The sequence below is a fragment of the Actinomadura sp. NPDC047616 genome, from assembly GCF_040642915.1.
In the GTDB taxonomy this organism is placed as follows: Bacteria; Actinomycetota; Actinomycetes; order Streptosporangiales; family Streptosporangiaceae; genus Spirillospora; species Spirillospora miaoliensis.
Genome location: NZ_JBEYTB010000010.1, coordinates 1 through 19,966 on the forward strand (window position 1 = coordinate 1; position 19,966 = coordinate 19,966).

Sequence of the window (19,966 nt, forward strand, 5' to 3'; positions counted from 1 at the left end):
CGCTGGAACAACTCCCATAGCTCGTCAGGAACCAGTCGCTCAGTGAAGCTCGCCACGCCTGATCAAACGAGTGATCGCCAATCAAGACACGGTCTTAGCGGGGCGCAGCAAACCAAAGACCCTGCCGGTTAGCCACCGGGGAGCGAAGGGGGCCGCCCGCAGGAAACACGCCCCCCGGAACAGGGCGGAGCACAGTGCAGGCCTGCCGGTCAGCCACGGGAGGGCGAAGGGGGCGCCATCAGCGCACACGCCACCCGCAACAGGACCCAGCGGAGTGCAGGGTGCCGGTTTGGTTCTGCCCGCAGACGCAGGATCATTCAGGCGATCAGCTCCGCCCGGCGCACGCCAACGACTCAATCGTCTTGCGAGCCGTCAGCCCACCCGCTCAAGGACCTGCACTCGCCCGCCGTCCATACCGCGACCTCACCACCATGCACACCGGTACGAAATCAGGCGGACGGTGGCGCGCAGAAGTACGGACGTGCTGGTGCTCCTCACTGACCTTCCTAAATTCCCGAAGGTTCAAGACAACCGTGCACAGGACTTCAAAAACGACATTTCCTGCGATCGTCGAGCGACGGTCTGAGGCTCAGGGCGCTGACCGGCCGACTCCCGAAAGGTTGCCGTGCCACCGAAGCTGTCACACGCCAAGGCCGGGCGTCATCGTCTCCTCCTGGAAGCGCATCGAAAGGCCGCCGCACTGCCGGACGGCGAGATGCCGGAGATCCAGCCGGGCCCGGCAGCGCGGTCTGTAGGCAGACGACATCGTCACCGCCGCGGTGAGAACCGTCCCGCGACAGGACCGATGCGGCGAATTCGACGTGCTGGCGGAACCGCTGCGACAAGCTCAAGCCGCCCGCCCGGCCAGGCCGAGATCGAGCTGCAGCTGCGCGCTTGGCCGCCGCCCCTGCGCCCGCCGACCAGGCACCACGCCCGGGGCGCCCTAAAGGGCCTTAACACGTTGTCGGAACCCGCCATGCAGCGCACCCAACTCCCCACCGACGCCGCTCTGCCAGACTGGCACCCTCCGCCGCGTCCGGGAACGGTCCGGCGCGGTTGCTGCGCGCGACCGAGCTCCGGGCGGAGACCGCCCACCGGTTCCTGCCAGGCGGTCCAGCCCGCGTCACTGTCCCACCCCCGCCCCGTAGCGGCCTGCCTGACGGCGCTTGCCGATCAGATCGCCCTCGCCAGAACCCGTTAGCCTGACGGACGGACGCCCCTTGTACCCCTTCGCGGCCGACGGGCGGCGCTGCACTCCGCTCCGCCTCTGGTTCCGGCCGGGCTGCTACCAAGCGCCCGATGCGATCGCGAACTGGCTTCCGCGACGACCGGGCGGCCCCGCTACTGTGGAGCGGCCCCGCCGCCACCTTCCGCGAACCACTGCGACGGCCGGGGCCAACAGCCGCCCGGCCAGGGTTGTTAACAGCCGTCCAGCCGAGGACCAGTGGCCTGGTGGTGGCGCCGCGCCGGTCGATTGCTCGATCGTTGCCCGCCTTCGGGTCGACGGGTGGGAGCACATGCCCACTGGGCGTCTGACCAGCAAGCCCCAGCGCTGGACTGGAAGGCCGAACGACACCCGGTCCGCGGAAAGGAGAACCGATGGGTGTTGCAGCCGACGTGGATGCTCTGCTGCGGCTGATGCCGCCGCCGGAGGACGGCGGCAGGGCCGTCGACTGGGATCGGATGGCACAGTCCTGGGGCCGACCGTTCCCGCCTGACTACCGGCGGTTCATGGAGGTGTACGGAGCCGGAGTCGTCCAGGACTTTCTGGTGGTCCTCGCGCCGCAGCCGAAAGCACCGCTGCCCGAGGCGGGCTGGGACGGGATGGTCGAGGAGACGGGAAACGCCGAGGACACCTGGGCGGACGCCTACAAGACCCCCGAACTGGAGGGCACGTCGCCCCGGCTGATCGCCTGGGGGGCCGCCGCCAGCGCCGACATGATGTGCTGGGACGCCTCCGGGGAGGATCCGGCCGCGTGGCCGGTCCTGGTTTTCAACCGCGGGAAGATGCAGTTCAGTCGCTACGAGTGCGGGATGGCGGAGTTCCTCACCCGGTTGCTGCGGGGCGATTTCCCCGAGTGCCCGCTGGGAGACGTCACCCTGTGGGAACGGGGAGAGGCGGCCTTCGAGAAGCTGGGGTAACCCGCCGCTCGTAAACAGTGAACGGAAGGCCCGGATCGGTCGCGGCCTGGGCCTCCTGCCTCGTCCGGGCGCAGCACCGGCGCCGACTCACTCCCCCACGTCCACATCGCAGTGGGACCGGCCACTCGCCGCCGCAGAAGCAGGGCCGGTTTCGCCATCATGGCGGCCAGACCGGCCAGGACACCTGAGACGTCATCAACTGGCCGGACTGACGGAGTCATCGCCGAAGGAGACGGCGCGGCCTGGACGGCTATGCCCAGGCCCACGTCCGCCTCGATCTCGAGGGCACCTGGCGCCGCGTCGACCCGCTGCAAGAGCTGCCCCGATAGGTCGACCCGTCACCGACCAACGCCGTTCCCCCTCTCGCCGAAGCGCTGCGGGACTGGAGAGGACGGTCGAACAAACCCGATGACGCGGGGAGCCCGCTACCGCCGCTAAGGCTGCTTGTCAGCCCACACGAGCGTCCACCTGCGGACCGTCAGCCGCCGCTCGTCGGTGAGAAGATCGCCGGACGATCGGGGATCATCAGTCGCCGGGCCGGTCGCCCCCTGTCAGTCCGAGTGCCAGGCCGTGTCGCCCGCCGCGATAGCCACCGAGTGCCGCATCCAGCACCCCATCCGTGCCGATCTCCGACGACCGCGGTCAACAGTCCGATGGCGACTCCCGGGGGCGAGCACAACGCCGGCACGGAGTACACCGTCAAGCGGCCCGCAACAACCTCCGCCGCCGCTCCACGGGGCCGTCCTTGGCGTGTCCCATCAACCACCAAGCCGGGGCCGCAGCACAACGCCGGTTCCGCCGCTCGCCCCCCGAACACGATCAAGCAGCGGGGAAACCGCTACCTCGTGGTGCGCCGACCTGTCATTCATGAGCAGCAGCCATGACATCCTTCCCCAACTCCCCCGCGGCTCCGCGGAGGCAACCGCACTACGCGCCCCCGCCCCCCCAGGCTCGTTTTGAGCAGTGCGGCACTGGGGCGGTTGCTCGCCGCATCAGGTCCGGACGACAGCCGTGTAAAGGCCCCTCGTCGGTGGCGGCCAGGAGGATGCCGTCCGCGGTGAAGGCCAAGTCGTTGACCATGCCGGGAAAAGCGATGCGGTGACAGGAGGCGGGGTGGGCAGCGTCCCAGGCCAGCAGCAGACATGGATCGTTGGGCACGTCTGCGGCCACGAGCAGGCGGCCCGCCACGGTGGCGGCCGCCACCTGTTCGGGCAGATCGGGTGTCTGCAGCGCGGTGACGCGCCTGCCGTCGAGCCGGCACTCCAGCACGCCGGGGTACTCCGGCCGAATCAGCGAGGCGCCGTCCGGTCCGTCAACCGCCGCGGCCCGCCGGCAGCCCGGGGACGGGAAGCTGGTGATCTCCTCGCCCCGTTCGATGTCCCAGACTGCGAGGTAGTAGGCGTCCACGACGTCCACGGTGCCGTCGTCCCACTCATCGATCTGTTCGGTGTCGCACATCAGGCCGATCAGCGGGCCGGTCAGGTGCAGGATCCAGCGGTCGAGCCCGGCCCAATGGCCGAGCCACACACCGAAGACGGCACGCTGGTCCCCGGTGAAGGCGTCCCAGACGACGACCTCGGCGTCAACGGGCCCGAAGACGGCGACGACGGCCGCTGTGCCACAGTGCACGGCCAGCCCGACCGACACCGGCGGCTTGGGGCGCTTGGGATCGATGGTGATCTCAGTTCCGGTACCCAGGTGACGGACGCGCAGGCATTGGCGGTCTGCCCAGGCCACCAGCGGCGCGTCACCACCTGGGCCGGGCAGGACATCGAACGCCCAGCTCGACCGGTCGGAGGGGAAGGACAGGATCGGCGGGCCGACGGGCGATCCAGACGGCACGTGCCATGTTCGTCCCGTGTTCTGGGACTGCGCGCGCTGGGACGTGAACGCCAATGGCTCCTCACGGGTGGTGGCAACGCCGTCGAACACCCCGGGCGCCAGCAGGTTTGCGGTCACGGCTTCTGACACGTGACGCAGGCTAGGGCACATGCGCGCCCCGTACCGCATATTCAATCTCCGTCACTACGGGCCCGCAGGGCATCCTGCAGGCGGGAGAAGCACAAAGTCATCCACGACCGAATCCGGGAGCCGAGACATCCACTCGCGGGCATCGCGTTCGATCAACGGCAGGAATTTCTCCGCAGGTCAGCGCTGCGGAACGCGCGAGCCACCAGCGCGCGCCGCACCGCGTACTCGCGCCCGCCGAGTTGCACGATGGTGCGCCCGTACACCTGGGAGGGGTGAACTCGATGCGGCCGGGCTGAGTAGCGGCACCGCCAGGCCCGCTCACGGTGCGGACGGGACGACTCGTGGTCACCAACGACTCCTTCACCCGTGAAGCCCGTCGCCGAGCGATGCAGTTCCGCATGCCCCTGGTCAACCGGAGCCGGATGGCGCCACGGGACCTCCTGCGGCGTGTCAGCCTGTCAAAAGATGTTTGAGCTGGTCAGTCGGTAATGCGACCACTGCTGTCGACTGTTGTGCCGTATTGAACAACCCACGCCCTTTACAATGTAGATCAACAAGGGGCGGGCCAGTCTCGACGCGGCGCGGCAGGTGATGAAGCCCCTCCGGTCCACGCCACGGTCATCGATGCGCTCGGACGCGCACTCGACGTGCTCGGCGATCGCCTCGTGGTGGTGAGGTCATCGGCGGCGAATGACGCCGGCCAGGCTTCGGTGGCCGGTCCGAGAGCCTTCTCGCTGTGCACGAAGTCAGCGAAGTCGCCGCTGCCGTACGCGCCTGCTGGGCCTCAGTGTTCTCCCCACGCGCCATCGACGGCCGGGATGCCTCCCGCCGCAGCGACCAGCCGCCCAACGATCCTCTAATGGCCGTCATCGTCCAACGTCATCTGAACGCCGAGGTATCCGGGATCATGTTCACACCCGCGGACCCCGGCGACACGACGGAGATTGAGGCGTCCTGGGGCCTCGGCCCAGCATCGTCGGGGGCACGGTCTCCCCTGACGCCTACCGCATCACTGAAGGCGGGACGGTTACGGGCACCGTCGCGGACGAACGGACCCGCCTCGACCGGCACGGCACGAAGCTCGTCACCCGCAACGTGCCCACCCGTATGCGGAACCGCCCGGCGAGCGACGCCACGACCGCGACCCGGCTCGCCGAGCTGGGCAAGGAGATCATTGCCGCCCTCGGCGGACGCAGAAACATCGAGTGGGCGATCTTCGACGGCCGCATCTGGGTCTGCAAGTACGGCCGGTCACCGCCGCACTCCCACCGCCACGGCCGCCCTCCGCCAGCGCACGCTCACCGGAACGCCTGGCAGCCGCAGGACCGTGCAAGGGTGGGATCGGTGGCGACTGAGCTCCTCGTGAACTCCGTCACTGGTTGGTCTTGATCATGAGTGACAGCGGTGTGCCCATCGAGGCCATCGCCGATCTCGTCGGGCACGTGGGCACCGCTGTGACAGAGAAAGTGTACCGGCATCAGCTCAGACCGATGATCAACGAGGGGCCGAGGCCATGGCCGCCGTCTCCGGGCGGCGACAAGTCAGCGAGGTCCGCTGACGGTGGCTCACCGTTTGGCTCCTGAGACCAACCAAGATCAGAAAAAGGTCCCGGAGTGATCTCCGAGACCTTCCGAGCTGGTGGGACCGGGTGGGCGATACTGGGTTCGAACCAGTGACCTCTTCGGTGTGAACGAAGCGCTCTCCCACTGAGCTAATCGCCCCGGCGGTTCTGCCTTGCGGCGTTCCCGACGACCGAAAGACTAGCGCATGTTGGGGGTTGTTCGCGCATCGGAGCGGAGATCAGCCGGGCGGATGAGGGCGCGGGGGCGCGGCCGGCGGGGTGGGAGGAAGGCGGCGCCCCTGGTCAGCGGGGGTGGCGGCTGAGCGCGGGAGGTGTCCGAGGGCGCCAGGAAGATCGCGAAGCGGGCCGGGAGCACGGGCCGGAATGGGGGGCTCGGCGTGAGGGGGCTGGGGGCGCCGGGCTGGGGTGGGCGGCAGGTGGAGCTGGCCCGGGTGGAGAGAGGGGGTGAGCGGGGTCAGGCGGACGCTGGGGGTTACTGCCAGGGGGTCAGGTCTTTGACGTTCCAGGGGAGGTTGAAGCCGTAGACCGTCAGGTAGGCGATCACGGCGGCGCCGGCGAGGATGCCGCCGATGACCGCCAGGATGGTGTTGCGGCGTTTGGTGCGGGGGTCGAGCGCCTTCTCCTTGGCGCGCTCGGCGGCCTGGCGGGCGTGGTGCAGGGCGCGCTGGGCCCAGGCGAACTCGGTGGCCAGGATGGCCAGGCCGACGACGATGCCCAGGATGCCCGGTCCGGGGGTCACCATCATCACCAGGCCCCCGAGGAGGACCGTGGCGCCGACGGTGAAGACCCCGATGCGCCACGTGGTGTGGAGCAGCGGGTTGCGGCGGATGAACGCCCGGAACCGCACGAAGCCCCCCGGCTTCTCCTCCACCCCCTCCACAGGCGGGGGCGGGACGTCCTTTTCCTGGTTAATTGCCATCTTATTACCCTAGGACACAATGACGGTCGTCTCGGCCCGCAGAACCCAATTCGGCAATCATTAACGCGTCCTCCATCGTCGCAGATCCGCGCCGACACCGTCCGGGCACCGCGCCCGGGGGCTCCATGATCCGTTTTTGCCCAGGTCAGGGGCTTGGTCACGGAGCGTGAGGTGAGTCACACGCAGCTGCGGGAACGGAATGTTCCCCCGCGCTCACTCAGTTACGCGTCATAGATCGCGGGGATGTCCGTGGGTGGAGTGAACTCCGACCGGGAACGCCCGCGTGCGAGCGGGACCGACGTCCGAAGGAATGGCCATGAACAGCAGTACCACCGTCTCGGCCGAGCTGGGCCTCCGACTCGTCGTCCCCGACCGCACGACCGTGCCCCTGCTGGCCGGGCTGGAGTACGCGGCCGACGACCCGTACGCCATCCGCATGGCCTTCCATGTCGGCGACGGCGAGCCGGTGGAATGGATCTTCGCTCGGGAGCTGCTGACGGTGGGCATCGTGCGGCGGGCGGGCGACGGCGACGTGGAGGTGTGGCCCGCCGGGCCGGACGAGGACGACGGCACGCTGAACCTGGCGCTGTCCTCGCCTTTCGGAAACGCGCGGTTCCTGGTGCCCCTGTCCCCTTTGGCCGACTTCCTCCACCGCACCTACAAGGTGGTCCCGGCGGGACGGGAGCCGGAGTTCATCGACATCGACGCCGAGCTGGAGAACCTGCTGTGGTCGTCGTGACCGGTCACTGGCTCAGCCGGGCGATGTGCCGCATCTTGTTCATGGCGTCCAGCGCCGCCACCTTGTAGGACTCGGCCAGCGTCGGATAGTTGAACACCGCGTTGACCAGGTAGTCCACGGTTCCCCCGCAGCCCATGACGGTCTGTCCGATGTGCACCAGCTCGGTGGCCCCCGTACCGAAGACGTGCACCCCCAGCAGCGACCGGTCCTCGGGCGAGACGAGCAGCTTGAGCATCCCGTAGGAGTCCCCGATGATCTGGCCGCGGGCCAGTTCCCGGTAGCGGGAGATCCCCACCTCGAACGGCACCTTGGCCTCGGTCAGCTCGTCCTCGGTGCGGCCGACGAAGCTGATCTCCGGGACGGTGTAGATCCCGATGGGCTGCAGCTCGTCCAGCCCGGACACCGGCTCGCCGCAGGCATGGTGCGCGGCCAGCCGTCCCTGTTCCATGGACGTGGCGGCCAGCGAGGGGAATCCGATCACGTCGCCGACGGCGTAGATGTGCGGGACCTCGGTGCGGTAGTCGCCGTCCACCGTGATGCGGCCGCGCGCGTCGGCGGTCAGCCCGGCGGCCGCCAGGTCGAGGTCGCCCGTCATGCCGTGCCGGCCCGCCGAGTACATCACGGTGTCGGCGGGGATCCGCTTGCCGCTTTCCAGCACGGTGATGGCGCCGTCCCGGCGGCGTTCCACCGAGGCGACGCTCTCGCGGAAGCGGAACGTCACGGCCAGGTCGCGCAGGTGGTACTTGAGCGCCTCGACGATCTCCAGGTCGCAGAACTCCAGCATCCGCTCGCGCCGCTCCACCACGGTGACCTTGGTGCCGAGCGCGGCGAACATCGAGGCGTACTCGATGCCGATCACCCCGGCGCCGACCACGACCATGGTCTCGGGGATGCGCTCCAGGCTGAGGATGCCGTCGGAGTCGATCACGGTGCGGTCGTCGAACTCGACGCTGTCGGGGCGGGCGGGACGGGTGCCCGTGGCGATGACGATCCTGTCGGCGGTGACCTTGTGCTCGCGGCCGTCGCCGTCGCTCACCCCGACGGTGTGGGGGTCGAGGAAGCGGCCCGTGCCGGACAGGACGGTGACGTGGTTGCGCGCCAGCTGGCTGCGGATCACGTCGACCTCGCGGCCGATGACGTGCTGGGTCCGCATGCCGAGGTCGGCGACCGTGATGTCCTCCTTGACCCGGTAGCTCTGCCCGTACAGCTCGCGCTGGTTGAGCCCGGTGAGGTAGAGGACCGCTTCGCGGAGGGTTTTGGACGGGATCGTCCCGGTGTTGATGCACACGCCGCCGAGCATGGTGCGCCGGTCGACGATCGCCACCCGCCGGCCCAGCTTGGCCGCGGCGATCGCGGCGCGCTGTCCCCCGGGTCCGGAGCCGAGCACCAGCAGATCGAAATCGCTCACGGCCCCCAGTGTGACGGGATGCCGGGCATCCCATAAGCCCTTCGCCGGGACGTTTCTGATCGTTTCGTGCGATGTCGTGGATGGACCGGAGGCGGCTCAGGACGCGGTCAGGCCCGCGACCAGGTCGTCCAGGCCCGCCTTGACGCGTTCGAGGCTCATGCCCCGGGTGCGGCGCTGGTGCCGGAACAGGTTGGCGGCCAGCGGGGCGAGCAGCGCGTCGGCGACGTAGGCGGCGTCGGCGGACGGGCGGATGCGCGTGATCAGCGTCTCCAGGTGCATCCGGTACAGCTCGTAGGAGCCGTCGTTGAACCGCGCGTCGGGCGAGTCGGACTCGGCCATGAGCAGCAGGTCCATCTGGTCCTCGGTGCGGTCGGCCAGGGCGTGCAGGAAGGCCCGGACGCGGTCGAGGGGGTCGGCGCCGGGGCCGAGCGGCGGCGGGCCCTGGAGGAAGGCGGCCTGGAATTCGCGTTCGCGGTCGTCGAGGACCGCGTAGAGCAGCCCGGCGCGGTCACGGAAGCGCCGGTAGACGGTGCCGACCCCGACGCCCGCCACGCGCGCCACCTCGTCCATCGACAGGGTCTCGACCCCGCGTGTGGCGATCAGGTCGGCCGCGGCGGCGAGGATCCTGCGGCGGTTCTGCGCCGCGTCGGCGCGTTCGGCTCGCCCGCCGCGCGGCGCGCGTTCCGCGTCGGGGCCGAGCAGGGGCAGCGCGCGACGGCCGGACGGCGGTGCGTCGCCTCGTCCCCGGGTGTCAGCCTCGCTCACCGGGCTTCCTCCTCCGCGCCTGCGGTGTCCCTCGGAGATTACCGGAAGGCCCTCCGGTTTCCGGGTTGTAACCGGAGAACCCTCCGGATATGGTGGCGGCGGATTAACCGGAGAAATCTCCGGTTATCCGGAGGGGAGGCACGACATGCCGGAGCTGACGGGACGGGCCGCGCTGGTGACGGGCGGCAGCCGGGGCATCGGCGCGGCGATCGCGCTGCGCCTGGCCCGCGAGGGCGCGGACGTGGCGATCACGTACGTGCGGGCGGCCGACCAGGCCCGTGAGGTGGTGGCCCGGATCGAGGCCGAGGGGCGCCGGGGCCTGGCCATCGCCGCCGACGCCGCCGACCCACCGGCCGTGGCGGCGGCGGTCGACCGGGCGGCCGAGGCGTTCGGACGGCTGGACGTGCTGGTCAACAACGCCGGCATCGCCCCGTACGGCCCGCTGGAGGAGGTGTCGGCCGAGCAGGTGGACCGGACCCTGGCGATCCACGTGCGCGCCGCGTTCGCGGCCGCGCAGGCCGCCGCCCGCCACCTGGGACCGGGCGGGCGGATCATCAGCATCGGCAGCAGCATGGCCGAGCGGGTGCCGTACCCGGGCTGGACGCTGTACGCGACGAGCAAGGCGGCGCTGGTCGGGCTCACCAAGGGGCTGGCCCGCGACCTGGGGCCGCGCGGCATCACCGCCAACGTGGTGCATCCCGGGTCGACCGACACCGAGATGAACCCCGCCGACTCCCCCGACGCGGAGTTCGAACGCGGTTTCAGCGCGCTCGGCCGGTACGGCCGTCCGGAGGAGATCGCCGCGATGGTGGCGCACCTGGCCGGGCCCGGCGGCGACTACGTGACGGGCGCGTCGATCGCCGTCGACGGCGGCTACGCGGCCTGACCCCCAATCCGGCGAACATTTCCGAAGGAGGAGCTTTCGTGGCCTGGTTGCTGCTGGTCGTGGCGGCGGCGATGGAACTGGTCTGGGCGACCGCGCTCAAGCAGTCGGACGGCCTGACCCGGCTGGGGCCGAGCCTGGTGGCGCTGCCGGTGAGCCTGCTCAGCGTCGTCGTGCTGTCGCTGGCGCTGCGGGAACTGCCGGTCGGCACCGCCTACGCGGTGTGGGTGGGCCTCGGCGCGTTCGGCGTCGCGGTCGCCGGCATCGTCGCGCTGGGCGAGAGCGTCAGCCTGCCGCGCCTGGCGTTCCTGGCGCTGATCCTCGTCGGCGTCATCGGGCTGCGGGCCGTCGACGGCTGAGCGAAACGCGCCAAGGGTGATCCTTTAACCCGGTCCGGCCTGGGCATGCTGTCAGCAGACGGTCGGTTGACGCACGGGAGCGGGGCAGGGGCAATGGGCATGGAACTGCTGGGCATCGACATCGGGGGCTCCGGCATCAAGGGCGCTCCCGTCGATCTCGACCGGGGCGTGCTCGCCGCCGAACGGCTGCGCGTCGACACCCCGCAACCGGCCGAACCGGAGCCGGTCGCGCGGGTGCTGGCCGGGATCGTCGACCATTTCGGGTGGACGGGCCCGGTCGGCGTCACGTTCCCCGGCGTGGTGATCGACGGGGTGACGCTGTCGGCGGCCAACGTGTCCAAGAAGTGGCTGGGCCTGAACGCGCGGGACCTGTTCGCCACGGCGACCGGACGCGACGTGACGGTGGTCAACGACGCCGACGCCGCGGGCATCGCCGAGATGCGGCACGGCGCCGGGCGCGGCGCGGACGGCACGGTGGTGGTGCTGACGCTCGGCACCGGGATCGGCAGCGCGCTGTTCACCGAGGGCGTGCTCGTGCCCAACACCGAGTTCGGTCATCTGGAGATCAACGGCAGGGAGGCCGAGGCGCGGGCGTCCGCCCGGGTCCGCGACGAGGAGGGGCTGAGCTGGGAGAAGTGGGCCCACCGGCTATCGCGGTACCTGCGCCATCTGGAGGCGTTGATCTCCCCGTCGCTGATCGTGCTGGGCGGCGGGGTGTCGAAGAAGTCCGACAAGTTCGTTCCGCTGCTCAAGGGGGTGCGGGCGCCGATCGTCCCCGCCGCCCTGGTGAACAACGCCGGGATCGTCGGTGCGGCGATGGCGGCCGCGGACGGCGCGGCCGCGGTGCGCCACCGCGGCCTCCAGATCGACCAGCCCGCCGCCTTCCACACCGCCCGGCAGGCCGCCCGGGACGATCACGCCGCGTCGTGAACCCGCAGGGTGGCGATCTCCCAGGGACGTAGCGGCAGGGACACCGCGCCGCCGTCGACGGGGAGCACCTCCCCGGGGCGTCCCCGCAGGTCGGCGCGTGTCGCCTCGCCGAACGCGCCGCGGACGACGGCCGTCGTGGGCGCCGGGTGCAGGGCGACGAGGCGCAGCTCGGTCCAGCCGTCGTCGCGTCGCCGCACGCTGGTCAGCGCGACGCCCTCCCCCTCGACCTCGATCCCGGTGCGCGGCTCGGGCAGCGGCGCGGCCTCGGGGCCGTAGCCGGCGGCGGTGAGCAGGTCGTGCCGGTAGGTCTCGGCGGCGGCCGCCACGTCAGGGCCGGGCCGCTCCCCCGCGTACGGCATGATCGCCATCTCGACGGTGCGTTCACCGCGGCACTGGGCGCGCGGTGTGGCGAGCTGGGGCCCGGCGGGCTGGTCGCGGTAGGCGTTGTGGTCGCGGGACAGGTAGCCGACGCAGCGCAGCAGCGTCAGCGCCAGCTCCCGCGTCTGCGGCCGCTCCCCCACGAGTTCGTACTCGGTGACGTGCTCCAGCAGGACGGCGAGCCCGCCGGCCGCCACGAAGCCGGACGCGGGGAAGGTCGGCACGGGCCGTTCGCCGCAGCCGCCCTCCGAGGTCGTCCCGCGTTCGACGACCGCGAACTGCCCCTCGGCGAACGACACGCCGGCCCGGCGGGGCAGCGGCAGGTGCAGGCGCACGCGATGGTCGTCGCAGCGGTTGTCGAACGAGATCCGCAGCCGTACGAACGGCTCGCCGGTGCGCAGCTCCACGCGGGTCGTGACGGTCACGTCCTCCGGCTCGCCGACGCGGCGGGCGTCGGCGGCGGGGTCGCCGGAGCGCGGCCAGCGGTAGGTCCGTTCGACGTCGACCGCGCCGACGATCGGGCCGTCGCACACCGGGCGGACGCGCGTCGCGACGGGGGTGTCCACCACGTGGTCGTGCCGGGGCGGGGCGTGGTTGTAGGTGTCGCCGAGGTCGCCGCCGTCCACGACGCGTCCGAGGCCGTCGATGACGTCGCCGTCGGGTGTGCGCATGGCGAAGGTGCCGTCGTCCGACACGTCCACCCGCAGCAGCCCGTTGTCGAGCACCGCGCCGTCGACGCGCACGGGCCGGCCGACAGAGGCCGAGCCGGCGGCGGGGGCCACGGAGACGTGGCCGAGCGGCGGCGCCTCCACCACCGCGGCGACGGTGCGGCGGGGCGCGGCCAGGACACGCACGCGCCACTGCCCGTCCGCGTCCCGCAGCGCCTCGCGGACGTCGGCGATGTCGAACGGCGTCTCCGAACGGCGCGCCACCTGGAACGTGAGCGTCCGCTCGGCCGGCGACACCGACCAGCCGGTGATCTCCTGCCCGAACAGCACCCGCCCGAACACCCGGTTGAGCACCATCGGCAGGTCTCCGGCCGGGTGGACGGCGTCGTCCAGCACCGTCGGCGCGGCGTCCAGCGTCTGCGCGGGCCACACCCGGCCGGACGCGTCCCGCAGCACGAGATCGCCCGATGCGCCGCCGGGCACCGGGACGTCCAGCACGACCACGCCCGCACGGCGCGCCGGGGACGGGTTGAACACCAGGTGCCCGCCGACCGGAACGGACGCGGCCAGTTCCGCCGTCACCATGTCGCAGACGGCACGGCCGATCTGCTCGGCCTCGGCCATGCGGGCGGCGACCTGCTCGGCGGTCTCGTCGCTGCCGCAGCCGGTCACCGAGTCGTGGCAGCTCACCTCGATCAGCCGCCGCCAGGCCATGGCCAGGAAGCGTTCGGCGTCCCCGGCGTACCAGAGCGCGGCCAAGGGCTCGGCGTAACGTTCGACGAGGCGTTCGGCGCGTCCCATCGCCTGTTTGAGATGCGCCCGCGCCGAGATCACACCCGGCAGGATGTTGGCGCGCGCGTGCGAGCGCAGTTCTCCGCGCACGCGCGGCAGGTCGCTGGTCGAGTCGTCCTGGGCGGCCAGGTATCCGGCGAGGGTGTCGAGCCGCATCGGCAGTTCCGCGGCCTCGATCTGGTCGGCGAGGTCGGCGGCGGGGGCGGTGTGGTCGGATCCGTACATCGCCAGCAGCGGACCGCCGTCGCGGCGCCACCGGCGCATGCGGTCGGCGAAGCCGGCGACGCGGCCGGGCAGCAGGCCGGGCTCGCCGAACAGCGTGGCGTCCTCGAACATCCCGGCGGCGTTGCCGTAGCCGCCCTCCGGCAGGTACTCGGTGCGGACGGCCGTGCCGTCCGGCGCCTCCCACGCGAACGCGTGGGACCGCACCCGCGCCGGGACGCCCCGCCACACGCACGCCCGCGTGATCCCGGCTCCGTGCAGGATCTGCGGTGTCTGCGCGCAATGACCGAACTGGTCGGGCAGGTAGCCGACCATCATCGCGCCGCCGAGCTCCTCCGCGCGGCGCAGGCCGAGTTCCAGGTTGCGGACGATGTTCTCGCCCGAGCACAGGAACTCGTCGTGCAGGATCTGCCAGGGGCCGACGGCCAGGCGTCCCGCGCGCACCAGCGCGGCGATCCTGTCGCGGTGCGCGGGGCGGACCTCCAGGTAGTCGTCCACGGCGGCCATCTGGCCGTCCAGCGTGAAGCACTGGCGCGGGTCGCGTTCCATCCGGTCGACGACCTCGTCCAGCAGCGCGACCAGGCGGAGCCGGAAGCGCTGGAACGGCAGGTACCACTCGCGGTCCCAGTGGGTGTGCGGGACGACGACCACCTCGGCGCCGGCGTCCGGGGGGTTCAGCCGCATAGGGCGATCACCTCGTTCTCGTACGACTCCAGGCGGTGCGTTCCGCCGGTGCGGGCGGGCAGCCGGACGCGGTCGCCCCGGATGACCGTGCGCGTCCCGTCCGGGCGGACGAGCACGGTGCCGTCCGCGTCGACGGCGATCAGGTCGTCGTCGACGCGCAGCAGCAGGGGCGCGCCGGGCGACGCCGACACCGCGGTGCGTCCGGCGGCCAGGGCGCCGAGTACGCCGTCGTCTCCGGCGAGCACCCAGGTGGTGGGCTCTCCGAGGACCTGGTGCTGCGCCGGGGAGTGGAAGTCGCTGCCGCCCACCGGGACGACGTCCGGTCGCCACAGGTCCGCCCAGGCCAGGGGGGCGCCCCAGCGGCGGTCCCACCACGACGAGTGCCAGATCTCCGCCAGGCGGGGCCGCGACGCGGGCGGCAGGGGCCGCAGCCAGGCGCAGTCGCCGCTGAGCGGATGGTTGATCGAGACCAGCCCGCCGCGTCCGGCCGCGAACGCGACCCAGTCGGCGGGCGGGCGCCGGAAGTCGACCCAGCCGGTGTGGCCGAAGACGTTGGCGTGCCCGCGGTCGGTCGTGACCTCCTGACCGGGCAGGAGCGTGATCCCCGCACGCGCGGCGGCCGCGGGCAGCTCGGCGTGGTGGCTGACGGTGTTGTGGTCGGTGACGGCCAGGAAGTCCAGGCCCCGGGCGGCGGCGCGGCGTGCCAGCTCGGGGACGGTGAGCGTGCCGTCGCTGTGGTGGGTGTGGGCGTGCAGGTCTCCGGCCAGCCAGCGCGTTCCGGCGGGCGCGGGCAGATCACGGCGTCGCGGCGGCCGTTGCGGCGGGCCGGGGTCGCCCGGCGCGGGCGGATCGGGCGGCGGGGTGCCGGACGCGACGGCGACCACCTCGTAGGGGACTCCCTCGGGCGGCACGCGGTGCAGGCCGAGCCACACGTGCCAGACGCCGGGCTCCGGCTCGCCCGGAAGGTAGCCGGGCGTCGCCCGGTCCGGCCCGATCACGAACTCGCGGCGCGCCCCGCCCGACCAGCCGCGAAACCCCGCCGGGCCGTGGCAGCCCAGATCGATGACGCCGCCCTCGTACGCCAGGGTGACCGTGAGGGAGGCCGTGCCGGGCGGCACCTCCACCGGCAGCTCGCGCAGGGCGGCCTCCAGCCGGTCTTCGAGCGTCCACCGTCCCCGGAACCGGGCCGTCGCCGTCATGTCGCCGCCGGTCTCGTCGCGGGGTCGGCGGCGGTGCGCTCGTTCACCAGCTCGCCGTCGCGGTACAGCAGGACGCGGCCGGGGCGGGGCACGGCCCAGCCCCGGTCGCCGGGCCGTGGCTCGTGCCCCTCCCCGACGACGACGTGCACGAGCGTCCCGGCCACGTCGAGCGTGACCAGGGACGCGACGCCCAGGTTCTCCACGACCGCCACCTGCCCGCAGAACGCGCCGTCCACCGGTGTCCCGGAGTAGTCCAGGTATTCGGGGCGTACCCCGTAGACGACCGGCTCCTCGTCGGCGACGCGGCCGCGCGCCTCGTCCGGCAGCGGCAGCGTGGCGCCGGCGGCGACGACCCGTTCCCCGCGCACCCGGGCGTCCAGCAGGTTCATGGGGGTCGAGCCGATGAACGAGGCGACGAACAGGTTGGCCGGGCGGCGGAACACCTCGGACGGCGTGCCGATCTGCCGGATCCGGCCTGCCTCCATGACCGCGATCCGGTCGGCCATCGCCAGCGCCTCCGCCTGGTCGTGGGTGACGAACACGGTGGTGACGCCCAGCTCTCCCTGGAGTTTCCTGAGGAACGTGCGGGCCTCCAGACGCAGCCGGGCGTCCAGGTTGGACAGCGGCTCGTCCAGCAGGAACACACGGGGCCGGGCCGCCATCGCCCGCGCCAGCGCCACCCGCTGCTGCTGCCCGCCCGACAGCTCCCCCGGCCGCCGCGCCAGCAGCCCGTCCAGTCCGAGGGCGGCGGCTACGTCGGCCGCGGCCGCGTGCCGTTGCTCCTGGGGGACCTTCTTGACGCGCATCGGGTAGGCGATGTTGTCGGTGACGGTCATGTGCGGGAAGAGGGCGTAGTCCTGGAAGACCATGCCCACGTCGCGGCGGCCCGGCGGCAGCCGCGTCACGTCGCGGTCGCCGATGCGGACGGTCCCGGACGTGGCGGACTCCAGCCCCGCGACCGTGCGCAGCAGCGTGGTCTTGCCGCAGCCGGACGGGCCGAGCAGCGCGAAGAACTCACCGTCGGCCACGGCCAGGTCCAGGGCGTCCAGCGCGCGGACCCCGCCGGGGAACACCTTGGTCAGCGCGCGCATGGTGATGGCGGCCATCAGCGCTTGATCCCTCCGTGGAAGCGGAACCCGTACCGGCGGCTGACGAACAGGAACATCACCACCACCGGCACCGCGTACAGCAGCGAGAACGTCGAGATCAGGGCCAGGTCGGGCTGGCCGCCCTCGGTGTAGAAGGTGTACATGATCACCGACGCGGGGGCCTTGTCCGGGTTTCTCAGCAGCAGGAACGGCATGAGGAAGTCGCCCCACACCTGCGCCACCGTCCACACCGCGACGGTGGCCAGGCCGGGCCTGATCACCGGGACCACCACGTCCCGCAGGACCCGCAGCGGGGAGGCGCCGAACACCCGCGCCGCCTCCTCGTAGGAGGCGGGCGTGGCGTCGGTGAAGTCCTTGAGGATGAAGATCGCCGCGGGCAGCAGGCCGCCGCTGAGCACCAGGATCACCCCCAGCCGCGAGTCGATCAGGTTCAGCTCGAAGGCCAGCAGGAAGATCGGCACCATCGCCGCCGTGCCGGTGATGATCGACGACAGCAGGAGCAGCACGTACAGCAGGGCGTCCCGGCCGGGCACCCGGACCCGGCTCAGCGCGTAGGCCGCCAGCGCCGCGCAGGTGACGACCACGACGGCGGTGCCCGCGGCCAGCAGCGCCGAGTTGCGCAGCGACGCCAGCGCGTACGGGTTGTCCAGCAGCACCCGGAAGTTGCGCAGGGTGAACTCCGGCAGCGAGGCGTTGATCTGCGGCTCGGCGTCGAACGGCGCGAACGCCAGCCACAGCAGCGGCAGCGAGAAGAAGCCCAGCACCAGGGACAGGAACGTCAGCAGGCCGATCCGGCGGAGCACGTCCCGTGCGGTCATGGCGCCCCCACCCGGCCGGCCCGTTCCCGGCCGGCGCTCTCCCGGCCGCGCAGCGTCCGCAGGTACACCAGCGCGATCACCAGGTTGATCAGCAGCATGACCAGGGAGACGGCGGCGCCGAAACCGAGCCGCCCGTCGCCGAGGGCGGTCCGGTAGACGTACACCGACATGATCTCCGAGCGGCCGTCGGGCCCGCCCGCGGTGATCAGGAACGGGGTGAAGTCGTTGAACGTCCACAGGCTGACCAGCAGCAGCCCGGTGAGCAGATGGCCGCGCACGCGCGGGAGCACCGCGTCCCGCAGCGTCTGCCAGGTGGACGCCCCCGCCAGCCGCGCCGTCTCCAGGTGGGACGGCGGCACGTTCCCCAGCGCCGCGCCGTACAGCATCATCGAGAACGCCGTGCCGCGCCAGATGTTGAACACGATGACGCAGGCCATCGGATGGTCCAGCAGCCAGGCGGTGCCGGGCGTGCCCAGCAGCGCGTTGAGGGTGCCGCCGTCGCGGTCCAGCAGCGCGATCCACAGGAACGCGATCACCGAGCCGGGCAGGATCCAGGCCAGCAGGATGACACCCTCCACCAGCCGCCGGAGGACACCGGTCCGCTCGCGCAGCACCCACGCGACGGCGAAGCCGAGCACGGTCTGCCCGATCACCGCCGAGCCCACGACGAACTGCAGCGTCAGCCACAGCGACCGGTGGAACCGCTCGTCGCCGACCGCGCCGGTGTAGTTGCCGACACCGACGAACCTCGGCTCGCTGGCGGCGACGCCCGTCAGGCGGTAGTCGGTCACGCCGAGGTACAGCGTCCACAGCGCCGGGAAGACCAGGAACACCGCGACCAGCACCAGCGCGGGCGCCGTGAACGCCGCCGCCCGCCCGCGGCCCAGGCCGGCGGCGTCGTCGCCGTGGCCGGTGCGGGCCGTGTCAGCGAGGGGCGATGCCGCCGGAGCCACCGACGATCCCCTCCAGTTTCCTGGCGTACCCGGCGGCGGCCCGGTCCGGCGACTCACCGGAGACCACGGCGGCCGTCGCCTCCTGCAACGCCGTCGACACCTGCGGATACACCGCGCTGCCGGGCCGGTAGGAAGTGATCGGCAGGATCCTGTCGGCGATGAACTTCAGCAGCGGGTCGCCGCGCAGGATCTCGGCGTTGACATCGGTCCGCGCGGTGATCTCCGGGGTGCCCGCGGTGCGCGCCCTGTGCATCTCCGGCGAGTTCATGAACGCCAGCAGCTCGAAGGCCTGCTGCGGGTACTTCGTGCTGGGGTTCAGCACGGTGACCGAGCCGCCCGACATGCTGACGAACGACTGGCCGCGCACGCCGCGTCCCGGCGCCACGGCCGGGAACATCGCCCACCCGACGGCCTCGTCGCGGTCCTTCATCTTCGCGATGCCGGTCCGCGGGTTGAGGACGTCGCGCCACAGGTAGTCGCCCTCGGCGATGATGCCGATCCGACCGGCGGCGAACTCGGCGAACGCCTTGTCGCGTCCCTTGGCCTCCTGCTGGAGCCGGGGGTCGCCCAGGCCCTCCCGGTAGATCGTCGAGTACAGCCCGAGGACCTGCCGCAACGCCTGCCCGCCGCCGGTCCACCGGCCGTCCGCGTAGATCTCCGCGCCCGCCCCGGCCAGCAGCGGCAGCACCCCCTGCATGGTGGTGGCCTCGCCCATGGCGGTCCCGGCGTTCAGCTGGACCGGTGTCACGCCGGGCAGCCTCTTCAGCGCACGCGCGGCGGTGAGGATGTCCGCCCAGCTCTTCGGCTGCCAGTCCGCGGGCAGCCCGGCCCGCGCGAACAGCTTCCTGTTGTAGAACAGCAGCCGCCCGTCGGTGGCCGCGGGGATGCCGTAGCGCCGGGCGTCGAACGACGCCAGGCGCTGCACCGCGCCGGGGATCGCGCTCCAGCCGTCCCAGGAGTCGGCCCTGCCGCCCACCACCTCGGCCAGCGGCCTGATGTACCCGGCCTGGGCGAACTCGCCGACCCAGATGCCGTCCAGGTCGATCAGGTCGGCCCCGGACCGCGCCTTGAGGTCCAGGGCCATCTTGGTCTTGTACGGCTCGTCGTCCACGCCGTACCCGCGGAAGGTCACCTTGGCGGTGACGCCCCGCGCCTTCTGCGCCGCCACGAACCGGGGGATCACCGTCCTGGTGATCCACTCGGCCTCTTCGGTGTTCTTGCCGCCCTCGATGGCGTTGCGGGTGATCGTCAGGGTGAAGCTCTTGGCGTCCGCGCCCCGGTCGGGGTCGCTCGACGTCCCGCCGCCGCCGCAGCCCGCGCCGGCCGCGCCCGCGAGCAGGGCGAACGCGGCCAGCGCTCCTATCCGCCGTCTGGAGAAGTCCACGGTGACCTCCTGTGAGCGTCACCGTTAACGTGACCCATGATTTCGATCACGTAAAGGGTCC

The 19,966-nt window shown here is 71.9% G+C and carries 16 protein-coding genes and 1 tRNA gene; 6 read left to right on the forward strand and 11 right to left on the reverse strand.

Annotated features, from left to right (window positions below; translation table 11 throughout):
* The first annotated feature begins 1,599 nt into the window (after nt 1-1,599).
* Nucleotides 1,600-2,142, forward strand: coding sequence for a hypothetical protein (locus ABZ801_RS23465; protein WP_360701217.1), 543 nt, complete (start codon nt 1,600-1,602; stop codon nt 2,140-2,142).
* A gap of 927 nt (nt 2,143-3,069) precedes the next feature.
* Here ABZ801_RS23465 and ABZ801_RS23470 read toward each other — a convergent pair.
* The gene (locus tag ABZ801_RS23470; RefSeq protein WP_360701220.1) at nt 3,070-4,113 is read right to left on the reverse strand and encodes a hypothetical protein; all 1,044 of its coding nucleotides are present in this window, start codon (nt 4,111-4,113) and stop codon (nt 3,070-3,072) included.
* A 736-nt stretch (nt 4,114-4,849) separates the two neighbouring features.
* On the opposite strand from ABZ801_RS23470, the gene ABZ801_RS23475 reads away from it, so the two are divergent.
* Nucleotides 4,850-5,479 carry a PEP/pyruvate-binding domain-containing protein gene (locus tag ABZ801_RS23475; protein WP_360701223.1) on the forward strand — a complete coding sequence of 210 codons (630 nt, stop codon included), beginning with the start codon at nt 4,850-4,852 and terminating at the stop codon, nt 5,477-5,479.
* A gap of 283 nt (nt 5,480-5,762) precedes the next feature.
* Here ABZ801_RS23475 and ABZ801_RS23480 read toward each other — a convergent pair.
* Nucleotides 5,763-5,834: transfer RNA gene (locus tag ABZ801_RS23480), tRNA-Val, on the reverse strand.
* Nucleotides 5,835-6,167: 333 nt separating this feature from the next.
* Nucleotides 6,168-6,614: a PGPGW domain-containing protein gene (locus tag ABZ801_RS23485; protein ID WP_344952400.1), complete on the reverse strand. Its 447-nt coding sequence runs from the start codon at nt 6,612-6,614 to the stop codon at nt 6,168-6,170.
* 316 nt (nt 6,615-6,930) lie between these two features.
* On the opposite strand from ABZ801_RS23485, the gene ABZ801_RS23490 reads away from it, so the two are divergent.
* Complete coding sequence (locus tag ABZ801_RS23490; RefSeq protein WP_285493991.1) at nt 6,931-7,353, forward strand: SsgA family sporulation/cell division regulator; 423 nt, start codon at nt 6,931-6,933, stop codon at nt 7,351-7,353.
* Nucleotides 7,354-7,357: 4 nt separating this feature from the next.
* Here ABZ801_RS23490 and sthA read toward each other — a convergent pair whose 3' ends face one another.
* Both sthA and ABZ801_RS23500 read right to left on the reverse strand, forming a co-directional pair.
* Nucleotides 7,358-8,761 carry a Si-specific NAD(P)(+) transhydrogenase gene (gene sthA, locus ABZ801_RS23495; RefSeq protein WP_344952397.1) on the reverse strand — a complete coding sequence of 468 codons (1,404 nt, stop codon included), beginning with the start codon at nt 8,759-8,761 and terminating at the stop codon, nt 7,358-7,360.
* 96 nt (nt 8,762-8,857) lie between these two features.
* Nucleotides 8,858-9,526: a TetR/AcrR family transcriptional regulator gene (locus ABZ801_RS23500; protein WP_360701227.1), complete on the reverse strand. Its 669-nt coding sequence runs from the start codon at nt 9,524-9,526 to the stop codon at nt 8,858-8,860.
* A gap of 145 nt (nt 9,527-9,671) precedes the next feature.
* Between ABZ801_RS23500 and ABZ801_RS23505 the strand changes: the two genes are divergently transcribed.
* From ABZ801_RS23505 to ppgK, 3 genes are all read left to right on the forward strand, one after another.
* The gene (locus tag ABZ801_RS23505) at nt 9,672-10,412 is read left to right on the forward strand and encodes an SDR family oxidoreductase (protein WP_360701229.1); all 741 of its coding nucleotides are present in this window, start codon (nt 9,672-9,674) and stop codon (nt 10,410-10,412) included.
* Nucleotides 10,413-10,450: 38 nt separating this feature from the next.
* On the forward strand, nt 10,451-10,768 hold the full coding sequence (locus ABZ801_RS23510; RefSeq protein WP_344952391.1) for a multidrug efflux SMR transporter: 318 nt from the start codon (nt 10,451-10,453) through the stop codon (nt 10,766-10,768).
* Nucleotides 10,769-10,867: 99 nt separating this feature from the next.
* Nucleotides 10,868-11,698, forward strand: coding sequence for a polyphosphate--glucose phosphotransferase (ppgK, locus tag ABZ801_RS23515; RefSeq protein ID WP_360701232.1), 831 nt, complete (start codon nt 10,868-10,870; stop codon nt 11,696-11,698).
* Here ppgK and ABZ801_RS23520 read toward each other — a convergent pair.
* The 6 genes from ABZ801_RS23520 to ABZ801_RS23545 are packed head-to-tail and all read right to left on the reverse strand — an operon-like array spanning nt 11,683 to nt 19,905.
* On the reverse strand, nt 11,683-14,442 hold the full coding sequence (locus ABZ801_RS23520) for an alpha-mannosidase (RefSeq protein WP_360701235.1): 2,760 nt from the start codon (nt 14,440-14,442) through the stop codon (nt 11,683-11,685). The genes ppgK and ABZ801_RS23520 overlap by 16 nt on opposite strands.
* Complete coding sequence (locus ABZ801_RS23525; protein ID WP_360701238.1) at nt 14,433-15,641, reverse strand: CehA/McbA family metallohydrolase; 1,209 nt, start codon at nt 15,639-15,641, stop codon at nt 14,433-14,435. Before ABZ801_RS23525 ends, ABZ801_RS23520 begins: the two co-directional genes overlap by 10 nt.
* Nucleotides 15,638-16,747 (reverse strand): ABC transporter ATP-binding protein, encoded by a 1,110-nt coding sequence (locus ABZ801_RS23530; protein ID WP_360701241.1) that lies wholly within the window; start codon nt 16,745-16,747, stop codon nt 15,638-15,640. The genes ABZ801_RS23525 and ABZ801_RS23530 overlap by 4 nt, the downstream gene beginning before the upstream one ends.
* Nucleotides 16,747-17,568, reverse strand: coding sequence for a carbohydrate ABC transporter permease (locus ABZ801_RS23535; protein WP_360701244.1), 822 nt, complete (start codon nt 17,566-17,568; stop codon nt 16,747-16,749). The genes ABZ801_RS23530 and ABZ801_RS23535 overlap by 1 nt, the downstream gene beginning before the upstream one ends.
* A complete protein-coding gene (locus ABZ801_RS23540) occupies nt 17,565-18,521 on the reverse strand; it encodes a sugar ABC transporter permease (RefSeq protein WP_360701247.1) in 957 nt (318 codons plus the stop codon). Before ABZ801_RS23540 ends, ABZ801_RS23535 begins: the two co-directional genes overlap by 4 nt.
* Entirely contained in the window at nt 18,493-19,905 is a 1,413-nt protein-coding gene (locus ABZ801_RS23545) for an extracellular solute-binding protein (RefSeq protein WP_360701250.1), read from the reverse strand. Before ABZ801_RS23545 ends, ABZ801_RS23540 begins: the two co-directional genes overlap by 29 nt.
* Nucleotides 19,906-19,966 lie beyond the last annotated feature (61 nt).